This is a genomic window from Psychrobacter sp. T6-5 (genome assembly GCF_052258485.2).
Taxonomy (GTDB): Bacteria; Pseudomonadota; Gammaproteobacteria; order Pseudomonadales; family Moraxellaceae; genus Psychrobacter.
Genome location: NZ_JBQQEY020000001.1, coordinates 1367408 through 1380523 on the forward strand (window position 1 = coordinate 1367408; position 13116 = coordinate 1380523).

11 protein-coding genes are annotated in these 13116 nt (G+C 45.0%); 9 read left to right on the forward strand and 2 right to left on the reverse strand.

What is annotated here, in order from left to right; translation table 11 throughout:
• Positions 1 to 82: 82 nt before the first annotated feature.
• Entirely contained in the window at positions 83 to 1324 is a 1242-nt protein-coding gene (carA, locus tag ACTXGK_RS20565; RefSeq protein ID WP_443516738.1) for a glutamine-hydrolyzing carbamoyl-phosphate synthase small subunit, read from the reverse strand.
• A 499-nt stretch (positions 1325 to 1823) separates the two neighbouring features.
• On the opposite strand from carA, the gene ACTXGK_RS20570 reads away from it, so the two are divergent.
• From ACTXGK_RS20570 to ppnP, 4 genes are all read left to right on the forward strand, one after another.
• The gene (locus ACTXGK_RS20570) at positions 1824 to 2360 is read left to right on the forward strand and encodes a gamma carbonic anhydrase family protein (protein WP_443516740.1); all 537 of its coding nucleotides are present in this window, start codon (positions 1824 to 1826) and stop codon (positions 2358 to 2360) included.
• 83 nt (positions 2361 to 2443) lie between these two features.
• A complete protein-coding gene (locus ACTXGK_RS20575) occupies positions 2444 to 3145 on the forward strand; it encodes an HAD family hydrolase (RefSeq protein ID WP_443516742.1) in 702 nt (233 codons plus the stop codon).
• A gap of 116 nt (positions 3146 to 3261) precedes the next feature.
• Positions 3262 to 4357 (forward strand): peptide chain release factor 2 gene (gene prfB, locus ACTXGK_RS20580; RefSeq protein ID WP_443516744.1). Its coding sequence is split into 2 segments (ribosomal slippage): positions 3262 to 3333 and positions 3335 to 4357, totalling 1095 coding nucleotides; the frame shifts between segments, so codons are not numbered across the junction.
• Between the two features lie 42 nt (positions 4358 to 4399).
• On the forward strand, positions 4400 to 4684 hold the full coding sequence (ppnP, locus tag ACTXGK_RS20585) for a pyrimidine/purine nucleoside phosphorylase (protein ID WP_394210665.1): 285 nt from the start codon (positions 4400 to 4402) through the stop codon (positions 4682 to 4684).
• An 88-nt stretch (positions 4685 to 4772) separates the two neighbouring features.
• On the opposite strand, the gene ACTXGK_RS20590 is transcribed toward ppnP, so the two are convergent.
• Positions 4773 to 5225 carry a GNAT family N-acetyltransferase gene (locus ACTXGK_RS20590; RefSeq protein ID WP_443516745.1) on the reverse strand — a complete coding sequence of 151 codons (453 nt, stop codon included), beginning with the start codon at positions 5223 to 5225 and terminating at the stop codon, positions 4773 to 4775.
• Between the two features lie 187 nt (positions 5226 to 5412).
• On the opposite strand from ACTXGK_RS20590, the gene ACTXGK_RS20595 reads away from it, so the two are divergent.
• The 5 genes from ACTXGK_RS20595 (at position 5413) to clpB (ending at position 12978) form a co-directional block, all read left to right on the forward strand.
• Positions 5413 to 6531 (forward strand): DNA topoisomerase IB, encoded by a 1119-nt coding sequence (locus ACTXGK_RS20595; RefSeq protein ID WP_443516747.1) that lies wholly within the window; start codon positions 5413 to 5415, stop codon positions 6529 to 6531.
• Positions 6532 to 6798: 267 nt separating this feature from the next.
• The gene (locus ACTXGK_RS20600; protein ID WP_443516749.1) at positions 6799 to 8517 is read left to right on the forward strand and encodes an AMP-binding protein; all 1719 of its coding nucleotides are present in this window, start codon (positions 6799 to 6801) and stop codon (positions 8515 to 8517) included.
• Between the two features lie 75 nt (positions 8518 to 8592).
• Positions 8593 to 9384, forward strand: coding sequence for an SDR family NAD(P)-dependent oxidoreductase (locus tag ACTXGK_RS20605; RefSeq protein ID WP_443516751.1), 792 nt, complete (start codon positions 8593 to 8595; stop codon positions 9382 to 9384).
• A 111-nt stretch (positions 9385 to 9495) separates the two neighbouring features.
• On the forward strand, positions 9496 to 10071 hold the full coding sequence (locus tag ACTXGK_RS20610; RefSeq protein ID WP_443516753.1) for a L,D-transpeptidase family protein: 576 nt from the start codon (positions 9496 to 9498) through the stop codon (positions 10069 to 10071).
• A gap of 309 nt (positions 10072 to 10380) precedes the next feature.
• The gene (gene clpB, locus ACTXGK_RS20615; RefSeq protein ID WP_443516755.1) at positions 10381 to 12978 is read left to right on the forward strand and encodes an ATP-dependent chaperone ClpB; all 2598 of its coding nucleotides are present in this window, start codon (positions 10381 to 10383) and stop codon (positions 12976 to 12978) included.
• Positions 12979 to 13116: the final 138 nt, after the last annotated feature.

Consider the following 13116-nt stretch of genomic DNA (forward strand, 5'->3'; position numbering starts at 1 on the left):
ACTTACAATGCTTTGTTGCAGTACTGCTCAAACCGCCTTTAGCGATTCAAGCATTGACTTATTATCAAGTTATAATGAACCGTTAAGCTTGAGCAGTTTTAGCCGCTTCCATCATCTCAGCAAACTTATCAAACAATGGCGCGCAGTCATGTGGGCCAGGGCTGGCTTCTGGGTGACCTTGAAAGCTAAAGACAGGCTTATTGGTTAGCTCGATACCTTGGTTGGTGCCATCGAACAATGAACGGTGCGTTGACTTAACGTTTTCTGGCAAGGTGTCTTCATCAACGGCAAAGCCATGGTTTTGACTGGTGATCATCACTGTGCCAGTCGCTAGATCTTGCACCGGATGGTTGGCACCATGGTGGCCCGTTTTCATTTTGATCGTATTGGCACCGCTAGCAAGACCGATTAGCTGATGACCGAGGCAAATACCAAAGGTTGGTACGTCTGTTTCTTCAATAATATGACGCACGCTATCGATCGCGTAGTCACAGGCTGCTGGATCGCCAGGGCCATTTGATAAGAAGATGCCATCTGGGTTCATTGCTAGCACGTCTGCGATAGGCGTTTGTGCTGGGACGACGGTCACGTGACAGCCGCGGTCAACGAGCATGCGTAGGATATTGGTTTTGCTACCGAAGTCATAAGCGACGACATTGAATTTGGCATCGATATGAGTGCCGAGTTGCTTAAAGAAGCCGCCAGTACCGCTATCATGGCTACCCGCCACGTCACGGTTGAGTAGGGTGTCTGATAAATCCCATGTGCCCGCTGTCCACTCAAAACTCTCTGTCGTGCAGCATTCTTTTGCCAAGTCCATGCCTTTTAGACCTGCAAACCCTTGTGCCAGCTCAATCGCTTTTTGCTCATCTTCAACGCTGATCGTCTCGCCATCTGATGCGGTCATGATACAGCCGTTTTGTGCGCCTTTATCACGTAATAGGCGTGTCAATTGACGCGTGTCAATTTCAGCGATAGCGACGGTATTATTACGCTGTAGGTAGTCGCTTAGTGATTCAGAGTTACGAAAGTTAGAGGTTGCCATAGTGGCGTCACGGATGATCAGACCGTCTGCCCATACTTTGTGACCGTTACCAGACTCGGTATCCTCGGCATTGGTGCCTGTATTACCGATATGCGGATAAGTTAGGGTGACCAGCTGTCGCGCATAACTTGGATCGGTTAGAATTTCTTGATACCCTGTCATGGCGGTATTAAATACCACTTCACCAACACGATGACCTAGGCTGCCGATACTGACACCGCGAAAAATTGTACCGTCTGCTAGTGCCAAAATTGCTTGTGTTTCTACCGATGAATTCAAGGATTGCCTCCGCTATTATTGGTGAGTGCCATCATGTTTTGTTAGACTAAAATTGCTCCGTATCCTTTTATTTACGGCATTTGACTGTTGTCATATAGAAGTAATAAAAGGACGATACACAAAAATTTTCCACAAAAAAGCGAGAAGACATTATTGATGAAAACTACAAAACCCACTAGATAGTGAATAGGTAACTTGCATCATGTCCGCTCGCTTAGGCACAGATTTTGCGTATTATATACAAAATAGTGAGTTATGGCTAGCCGATTTATTGGATTAATAGTCATTATATAGGTAATAGCTGATCCTTTATAAAAAGCTGCAATCTGTTAAAAAATAGCCTAAGCAAGAATATGATGGTTTTGATTATCCTGATATTCATCAGCCATTAATAGCGCTAGATTTTCGCAGTTGGCTTTGTCACAATGGACAGCGCAGCGCTAGACCCAATTTTTATGATCGTTTGTTATAACAATAATGAAGATGACAAGGAGTCGTTATGATTTATCAATATTTAGACAAAACCCCTGAGTTTGCCGTACCGTTCAACGGTTGGGTTGCTGACTCAGCGCAAGTGATGGGCGATGTATATTTAGGTCACCAAGCCAATATTTGGTTCGGTGCAGTGATACGCGGTGACAACGATCGTATCCATATCGGTGATTATAGTAATGTACAAGAAAACAGCGTGATTCACACTGATGCAGGCATCAAAGTGACTATCGGTAATTATGTGACTATCGGTCATCTGGCGATGCTACATGGTTGCGAGGTCGGTGACAATAGCTTGATTGGCATTGGCGCTGTGGTACTCAACAACGTCAAGATTGGTAAAAACTGCTTGATAGGGGCAAAAGCCTTAATTACTGAAGGTCAGGTTATTCCTGATAACTCGCTAGTGATGGGCGCACCTGCAAAAGTCGTTAAGACGCTAACCGATGAGCAAGCTGCGATGCTAAAAATGTCAGCGCTGCATTATGCTGAGCGTTGCCAAAAATTCAAAATTGGTTTAACAGAAGTAGCAATGCCTGATTAAGGTTAGATAGACTTGTCTTCCACCTTTTGTACCTTTTTATTAAATACTTCATATTTTTTCGCAACCAACGATAAGGTCTCACCATGCAGACAAATCAAGTACAAACACAACAAAAACAACTGGCATTATTTGATTTAGATCATACCTTACTGGATGTCGATAGCGATTATCTTTGGGGCGAGTATATCGTCAAGCATGACCTTGTCGATGAGGCGCAGTACCGTACGGCCAACCAGAAATTTTACAATGACTATATCGAAGGGACGCTAGATGCGACAGAGTACAATGAATTCGTCGCGCAGTTCTTAAGCAGTCTGCCGCTTGATAGACTTGATGAGCTAAGAGAAGATTACATCAAAAGCGAAATCGAGCCACATATTCGCCCAAAAGCGATGGAAGCGTTGTGCCAGCATATTGAGCAAGGTCACGACGTGGTGATTATTTCTGCAACCAATGACTTTGTGGTGTCCGCCATTGCCAAGCGTTTTGGCGTTGAGTCAGCCAATGTATTGGCCACGCCGCTTGAGATCAAAGATAATCGCTATACAGGTAAGCTAACTGATAAACCGAACTTTCAAGCGGGCAAGATCTATCATTTAGATAAGTGGCTCGATAAGCAGCAAGCCGCTGGTATCACCTTTGAAAAAACCTATGCCTATTCAGACTCCAAAAACGACATCCCATTGCTAGAACGGGCGGATGTGGCGATCTGTGTGTCACCTGATGAGGCGCTACATGCTCATGCCTTGGCGCATCGCTGGGCAGTAGAGGATTGGTCAATCTAGATTATTTAATCTAGTAATAGTAGGAACAAGAATAATTAGACAACCATTTATGCTTAATCTCATTTAAAATAGCGCCACATTCGTTATTTATTTTTATTAGAAAAACAGGAACACTTATGGAAATCAATCCGTATCAAGAACAAATTAAGGATTTATCCGAACGCGGGCAGGATTTGCGGAGGTATCTTTGACTTCGATGGTAAGCAAGAACGCTTAGAGGAAGTCAATCTAGAGCTAGAAAATCCAGAGCTGTGGAACGATCCAGAGCGCGCCACCAAGATTAATAAAGAAAAAAGCCACCTTGATGGTGTCATAGATGTCGTGGTCTCTCTTGAGACTACGCTAGAAGATGCGTCCGCCATGCTAGAGCTAGCAGTAGAAGCAGAGGATGAGTCGTTGCTTGCTGATGTGCAGAGCGAGCTAGATAGCGCTGAGCAGCGCGTAGCCGATTTAGAGTTCCGCCGAATGTTTAGCGGCGAGATGGACACAAACAACTGCTATTTAGATATCCAGTCAGGCAGTGGCGGCACCGAAGCACAAGACTGGGCGGAGATGCTACTGCGTATGTATACACGCTGGGCGGAAGCACACGGTTTTAAGGTAGACGTGATTGAAGTGTCTGCTGGCAGCGTCGCGGGTATCAAGTCGGCCACGATTGAGATTAAAGGCGACTACGCGTTTGGTTGGTTGCGTACCGAGATTGGCGTTCACCGTTTGGTACGTAAATCACCATTTGATAGTAACAATGGTCGTCATACCTCGTTTGCGGCGGTGTTTGTCTCGCCTGAGATTGATGATAATGTTGAGATTGACATCAACCCTGCTGACTTGCGTATCGATACCTATCGCTCATCTGGGGCGGGTGGTCAGCACGTCAACACGACTGATTCTGCGGTACGTATTACCCATGAGCCATCAGGCGTAGTAGTGACTTGTCAGAATGAGCGTAGTCAGCACGGCAACAAAGCGACGGCGATGAAGATGCTACGTGCTAAGCTCTATGAGCTTGAGATGCAAAAACGTATGGAAAAACAACAAGCGGTTGAAGACAATAAGTCTGATGTCGGTTGGGGCAGCCAGATTCGCTCGTACGTGCTTGATGATTCTCGTATTAAGGATCTGCGTACGGGTGTTGAAACCTTTAACACTGGCGCTGTAATAGATGGTGATCTCGATCAGTTCATTGAAGCCAGTCTAAAAGCAGGTCTATAAAATAGAATTCAAATACCAACTAACATGTAATTAAGGAAGATTATGCCAAGCGTAAATAATTATTTTGACGACAAAGTGACATCCATTGCTTTTCAAACGGCGACCAAGCCTGCCACTGTCGGTGTTATGGAAAGCGGTGAGTATGAATTTGGCACCAGTGAGTTTGAGACCATGAGTGTGGTGAGCGGTGCATTGACGGTTAAGCTACCAGAGAGTGATGAGTGGCAAACGTTTAATGCTGGCGAGCAATTTACCGTTGAAGCTAACAAAAAGTTCCAAGTAAAAGTTGATGTCGAAACGGCTTATTTATGCCTGTACGGTAAATAGTTACTTTTAAATTGAAGTAGTATAAAAAAAAAGCCAAGCATTTGATGCTTGGCTTTTTTTGTGGGCATTTCATTCTCGAGCTTACCCTTCATAAGTCCTTACGGTACTGCACCATGTCTGTCTGAGTGGCAATGGCATTATAGAGTTTACGCGCGGCGGTGTTGCTTTCTTGTGTCGTCCAGTAGACACGGTTGCAGTCCTTATCCTTAGCAAAGGAGTATACATGTTCAATCAATGCACGTCCTACGCCTTGACCACGGACATTATCCGCGACATATAAATCTTCTAAGTAACAACACTCGTTAGTATTCCATGTGTTGGGATGCAGTACCACATGGGTAATGCCTACCAAAATACCCTCTCTCCACGCCCCAAATCCATAGATGGGAACGCTTTCATTTAACAAGTTGCGCCATGTCGTCTCCGTCGTGCTTGATAGCAAATTGGTCTCATAAAATGTCAGATAGTTTTGCCATAAGTGCGCCCAAAGATCGTGATCAGCGAGAGCGAATGGCTTTATTTTCACAGGTGAATGGTTCATTTTTTATAAACTTAAGTCGTGAGTAATGCTGAATTATGCCTCAAAAATGCAGCATTTAGAACCCGTGTCGCTATTTTTATCACTGCTTTATTTTACACAGGATTACACTTTGTCCGTGGCAAACAAACAGCAAAAATAAGCGCAGTTGATTATGCTAAAACCATAAAATGATTAGATGAGTGTTTTTATGGGCAAAACAAACGAGCAGTCGACAACGCAGGATGTACGCCATGATTATGAGCGTCTCGCACGCCGTGCCAATCTGCGTTATGTGAGTGACGACGAACCAGGTTATGAGCGTAGACGTTGGGGCCGCGGCTTTACCTATCGCGATGCAACGGGCAAGACAGTCAAAGACAAAGCATTGCGTCAGCGTTTTGATGCATTGGTGATACCGCCTATGTGGTCGGAGGTGTGGATATGCCAAGACGAACAAGGCCATCTGCAATCGACAGGACGCGACGAAAAATCTCGTAAGCAGTACTTGTATCATCCCTCGTGGAATAACATCCGTGACCAAGCCAAGTTTGATGCGATGATAGGATTTGCAGAAACGCTGCCCAATTTACGCGCGCAGGTCGAGACAGATTTGGAAGCAGAATCATTGTCACGCACCAATGTACTCGCTGCCGTTGTAAAGTTGCTTGAAACCACGTTGATTCGTATCGGTAACAGCCGCTATGCCAAGCAAAACAAAAGCTATGGCCTCAGCACATTGCGTAGCAAGCATGTGAGTGAGACCGACAATGGATTGGCCTTTGATTTTGTCGGAAAAAGCGCCAAAGAGCATCATATCGAGCTACAAGATGAGCGTTTGATTGACATCGTGCAGGCATGTTCTGAGCTGCCGGGCTATCAAATATTCAAATACTTAGATGACGATGGGCATAAACAAGTCGTCGATAGCAGCGATATTAATGAGTATTTGCGTAAGCATACGTGCGGGATGGACTGCGAAAGCAAATTATATAGTGCTAAAGATTTTCGTACATGGATGGCAAGCGTGCTCGCGGCAAGTTATCTATATGATGAGCTGCAAACGACGGCAGGCGCTAGCATACTTGCCAGCGCACCAGAAAGCGCTGAGCGTCAGCAGCTGGTCACCGATATGGTAAAAAGCGTGGCGGCAGAGCTGGGCAATACGCCAACCGTATGCCGCGCATCGTATATTCACCCCATCATTATTGAGCGTTTTTTGGCAGGGCAATTTTATGATGACTATAAACAAGCACGCCGCGGTCGTACGAAAAAATACCAAAGCTGTGAAGAGAAAGCCTTACTAGGTTTTCTAAGTGCTGATCGTTAGATATTGTCGCTTAAGAAAGTACTTCGAAATAACTTAAATATATGATCCTACAAGTTTTTTAAGTTTAATATTGGCTATTTGATGATAAATAGTTATAGGTCATGCTTATTCATATAAAATAAAAATGATACGTTATGTATTGAAATAAGTATAAAAATGCGTTACTAATAGAGCATGTTAAATACGAAGATACTAAACGGTCTATAGGATGTGACCGTTTTACAACCATGAATATCATTTTATCTGCTATTGCTAAAGGATTAGCTTATGAACACCGCCTCTCAAACTCCTACCATCAGTCACACAGATGCTTCAGCGACACCAAAAAACTATACCGATTATTATAATAATTTTGATATGGATACATTGCTGTCAGAAATTTTTGACGAGCATGTCGACGATCGACTAAATGCTTATATGGCTTGCTGTGGTCGTCATGTACGTGATGGCCGCGCGGATAATGCCGCACTGGTACACGAAGATACGACAGGCAATGTCACGCGCATGAGCTTTGGTGAGCTCAATAAAGCAAGCGCGCAAATTGCTAACCTACTACAGTCGTATGGCGTAAAAGCGGGCGACAAGGTAGCGACGATGCTACCGCGTACGCCTGAGCTACTGACCGTTGTATTGGCGACATGGCGCATCGGCGCGGTATATCAGCCGCTATTTACCGCGTTTGGCTATGACTCAATCAAGTATCGCATGGATAAAGCCGATACCAAAGTAGTCTTTACCAATGTAGAGAACCGCAACAAGTTTGATGACTTGGCCGCACAAACCAAAATGGTATTGGTCGGCAGTACTGAGGACGCTCAGACGTGGGGTGACGATCATTATAGCCAGTCCATGGTAGCACAGTCGCAAACGATGGAACCCGTTACGCTCGATACGGACGCGCCATTCTTGCAAATGTTTACCTCAGGTACAGTCGGTAAGTCAAAAGGCGTGAGTGTGCCATTATCAGCCTTACCTGCGTTTTATCTCTATATGCGTTATGCCATTGATCTGCGCGCAGACGATCAATATTGGAACATGGCCGATCCCGGCTGGGCATATGGCTTATATTATGCTATCACAGGGCCACTGCTATTAGGTATCACGACTTATTTTAATGAAGCAGGCTTTGATGCAACCAATACGCGTGACTTTATGGTGCGCCACCAGATTACCAATTTGGCCTCTTCACCGACGGCATTTCGTATGATGAAATCCAGCGGCGTGTTTGACCATAAAGACGGCAATGACGATGACCTTGATACTAATGCCAAACTCGCTCTACGCTGTGCCAACTCAGCAGGGGAGACATTGAATACCGAAGTCGTTAACTGGGTCGAGACCTATCTGGGCTGTCAGGTAAAAGATCAGTACGGTCAAACAGAAACCGGTATGACTTGCTGTGCTCATCATGCGCTGGCACATGAATCACCAGTTGGCTCGATGGGAATGGCGCTACCAGGTCATACGCTAGTGGTACTAGATGATGATATGAATGTACTACCAGATGGTGAACAGGGTCAGCTAGCAGTTGTCGTTAGTCAGTCACCTGCGTTTTATTTCCGTGGCTATAGCTGGAACGAAAAACAAGCCTTTGTAGATGATTACTATCTGACAGGTGATGTGGTCGAGCGTCATAGTGACGGCAGTTACTGGTTCTCAGGCCGTGATGATGACATCATTATTACTGCAGGTTACCGCGTAGGGCCTACTGATGTCGAAAACACCGTCTTAGAGCATGACGCAGTGGCAGAATCTGCAGCAGTAGGTGTGCCAGACGAAGTGCGTGGTCACACTATCAAATCTTATGTGGTGTTAAAAGAGGGCATCAAAGGTAGCGATAAGATTGCCAAAGAAATCCAAGAGCTGGTACGCAAACGTCTATCAACTCATGCCTATCCACGTGAAGTAGAATTTGTGACCGAATTACCCAAAACGCCAAGTGGCAAGATTCAACGCTTTTTGCTACGTAGTCTATCTGCCGCGTAACTATCTAATAGAACATTTATACATATAGTTCATAGAAAAATATCTAATAAAAAGTGAAGATTTAAAGGAATAATCATGCAAGTTAAACAGAATAGTTTTTTGGTCACAGGCGGTGCATCAGGTTTGGGCGAGTCAGTGGTTCGGGCGATTGTCGGCCAAGGCGGCAACGTCGTCATCGCTGATTTGAATGAAGCAGCAGGGCAAGCACTGGTTGCTGAGCTAGGTGATAGCGCACGTTTTGTGCGCTGTGATATCACTAACGGCGATGAAGTGCAAGCAGCCGTTGAGATGGCAGAGTCAGCTTTCGGCGGCTTACAAGGTTCAATCAACTGTGCTGGTATCGTAGTGGTACAAAAGCTGCTGGATCGTGATAACAATCCGGCAGATCTTGAGGCATTTAGCCGTGGGGTCAATGTCAATCTGGTCGGTTCATTTAACGTTGCCCGTTTGGTCGCGGCTAACATCGCCAAACGCATAGCGAATGATGGCAGTGCAGGCGAGCATGTAGAAAAGAATGTAGATCAAGGTATTATTATTAATACAGCCTCCATCGCCGCCTTTGATGGTCAAGTAGGTCAAGCCAGCTATTCATCGTCCAAGGCAGGCGTGGTTGGCCTAACCTTACCGCTTGCTCGCGAGCTGGCACGTCATGGCATTCGCGTTATGACTATCGCACCAGGGGTTTTTGCTACGCCGATGATGGAGAGTATTCCTGAGAAAGCACGAGAGCAGCTAGAGGCAGGTGTGCCATATCCTAAACGTTTGGGTGCTCCCAATGAGTTTGCCAAACTGGTGACTCATATCATTGACAATGCTTATCTAAATGGCGAGGTGATTCGCTTAGATGGTGCGATTCGCATGGTGTAACAGCACAGCGATTGATTCATTATTTCTGCACAAAATTTATCTACAGAATCTGGCATAGTACTTTGATACATATGATTAATGACAAAAAATTAATTGTGAGGATCAAAGCCTATGCCATTTTCTTATAATAAATTTCACCCATCTGATAAGCAGCGCATGTATTGGTTACTTATAGGCATTAGCCTTGCTGCTATTGTAAGCACCAGTGCTATTGCTTATGCCAAGAACTCTTCAAAATCCAAAAACTCCATTCCTGCGTCGGCAGTCATTGATCGAGTCTTCGTCGACAAATCAGATCGTATCTTAAAATTGATGAGCGATGGTAAAATCATTAGGTCGTATCGTATTGCGCTAGGGGGTAGTCCAACAGGTCATAAGCAACAAGAAGGCGATCAGCGTACGCCCGTTGGAATTTATACCTTAGATTATAAAAACGAGAACTCTATTGCGCATCGTTCTATCCATATTAGCTATCCCAATAATGAAGACAAGGCACGAGCGAATTCATTAGGGGTCAATCCGGGTGGCGATATCATGATTCATGGGCAAATGAATGGCTTTGGAGATTTGGGCTGGTTGAATCAACGACGCGATTGGACCGATGGTTGTATCGCGGTTACCAATGATGATATGGATGAAATTATGGCAGCGGTGATACTTGGTACTCCTATCGAAATCGTGGAGTAGAATAGTCGGATTATGATTGGGTTTATGCTCAATAAGTGCATTGCTTATTACCGTATTCAACGGAGATTTCTCTTTAATCTACATCAATAAGATGACGTTTCCTATCTCCTAACTTCATTTAACTGGTATTAATAACCCGTTTAAATATTATTAATAATAAATATCATTGCCTTAAGTAAGGTTTTATTTGGTAATCGTCTTGAAATAGGTGTATATATACCTTATATAAGTGACAGATAACAGTGGGCACTAGACTAATAGAGTCCCTAGAAAGCTCACTGAAAATACTAATTATAAAAGGATATAAACATGAGATTTGAGAAGTTTACGCAAAAACTGCAATCCGCCATTCAAGAAGCTCAGAGCCTAGCGTTAGGTCGTGATCATACAGGCATTGATCCTGTGCATTTGCTTGCGGTATTGCTACAAGATGAGTCTAATTTATCTATCTGCCAACAAGCAGGCGCTTCTATTCCAGCGCTAAAAAATGGCGTTGCCAAAGCACTAGATAACCAAGCCACTATTTCGGAGCCGACAGGTGATGTCAATCTAAACCCAAACTCGGTCAAAATCTTGAATTTGGCAGATCGTCAGGCGCAAAAAGAAGGCGATGATTTTATCGCGACGGAATGGGTGATGTTGGCACTCGCTGAGCAGGGCGAAACCAAAAAGATATTTGAAAGTGCAGGCGTGACGGCAAGTAAACTAAAAGCGGTGATTGAGCAATTGCGCGGTGATGATACGGTCAATAACCAAAACGCAGAAGATCAGCGTGATGCGCTCAACAAGTACACGATCAATCTGACTGAACAAGCAGAGCTAGGCAAGCTAGATCCAGTCATTGGCCGTGACGAAGAGATCCGCCGTACCATTCAGGTACTGTCACGCCGTACGAAAAATAACCCTGTACTCATTGGTGAGCCGGGCGTTGGTAAAACCGCTATCGTCGAAGGCTTGGCACAAAAAATCATCAATGGTGACGTACCTGAAGGTCTGCGCCGCAAAGAGGTGTTGTCATTAGACTTAGGCGCGCTGATTGCGGGCGCAAAATTTCGCGGGGAGTTTGAAGAGCGCCTCAAAAGCGTATTGAGCGATTTGGCGAAGCAAGAAGGTAATGTCATCTTATTTATCGATGAGCTGCATACGATGGTCGGTGCGGGCAAATCAGAAGGCGCGATGGACGCAGGTAATATGCTAAAACCTGCACTGGCACGCGGTGAGCTGCATTGTGTTGGAGCCACGACATTGGATGAGTATCGCAAGTATATCGAAAAAGATGCCGCGCTTGAGCGTCGCTTCCAAAAAGTACTGGTCGATGAGCCAACGGTCGAAGATACCATTGCGATATTACGGGGTTTAAAAGAGCGTTACGAGCTGCACCATGGCGTCGATATTCAAGATAGCGCAATCATTGCTGCTGCGCGCATGAGTCATCGCTATATCACTGACCGTAAGCTACCAGATAAAGCGATTGATCTGATTGATGAAGCGGCCAGTCGTCTACGGATGGAGATGGATAGCAAGCCTGAATCATTGGGTAAGCTGGATAGCCGCCTCATTCAGCTAAAAATGCAGCGTGAGGTGCTCAAAAACGAAGAAGATGCTGGCGCACAAGCTGAGCGTAAAGTACTTGATGCTCAAATAGAAGAGCTAGAAAAAGAATACGCCGATCTTAATGAAGTGTGGCAGGCAGAGAAGGCACTAGTTAAAGGCAGTCAACAGTTAAAAGACGAGCTGGATAAGGCCCGTATTGCGTATGACAAAGCCAGCCGCGAAGGCGATTATGAGACCATGAGTAAGCTGCAATACGAAACCATTCCGCAGTTAGAACGACGTATTCATGAGTCTGATTTGGCTGAGCAAAAAGAGCAGACAGGTGAAGGCAGCGGTGTCAAATTGCTACGTAATAAAGTCACCGACAATGAAATTGCAGAAGTGGTGGCAGCCGCGACTGGTATTCCAGTCAGTAAAATGATGCAAGGCGAGCGTGACAAGATGATCGCAATGGAAGAAAAGCTCCATGAACGTGTCATCGGTCAAAACGAAGCGGTCGAATCGGTGGCCAATGCGGTACGTCGTAGCCGTGCAGGCTTATCTGATCCCAATCGTCCTTCAGGTTCGTTCTTATTCTTAGGACCTACGGGTGTTGGTAAAACTGAGCTGACCAAGTCACTAGCAAACTTCTTGTTTGACTCTGAAGACGCAATCGTACGTATCGACATGAGTGAATATATGGAAAAACACAGCGTTAGCCGCTTAGTTGGTGCGCCTCCAGGTTATGTCGGTTATGAAGAAGGTGGCACGCTAACTGAGGCGGTACGCCGTAAGCCATATAGTGTCATATTGTTCGATGAAGTAGAAAAAGCGCACCCTGATGTGTTCAACATCTTGCTGCAAGTATTGGATGATGGTCGCTTAACCGACTCGCAAGGTCGAGTGGTAGATTTCAAAAATACCGTCATTATCATGACCAGTAACTTGGGTTCGCACAAGATTCAAGAGATGGTTGGCGAGAGCTATGAGGATATTAAAGCGGAAGTAATGGATTCGGTTGGGCAGCATTTCCGTCCAGAGTTCGTCAACCGTATTGATGAAATTGTGGTCTTCCATCCGCTTGGTATGTCGCAAATGGCAGGTATTGCCGATATTCAATTAAATCGCTTACGTCAGCGTATCCAAGAGCGTGAGATGGATATTGAGCTATCAGCCGATGCGATGAATAAATTGGTTGCCGTCGGTTACGATCCTGTTTATGGTGCGCGTCCACTCAAACGTGCCATTCAGCAAGAGATCGAAAACCCATTGTCATTGAAATTATTAGCGGGCGATTTTGTGGCAGGTGATATCATCAAAGTCGATGTTGGTGCAGACGATAAGCTGACTTTTGATAAGCTTAGAATGAGCTAATCCCATTGGCTTTGACGTTTTTATGACCTAACTGTATGTTTAAAACAAACCCCTTATCTACAATCGTAGGTAAGGGGCTTTTCGTTTACGGTGGTATTTTACGTTACTGTTTTTTTACCATTTAAATATCTCTTAAAT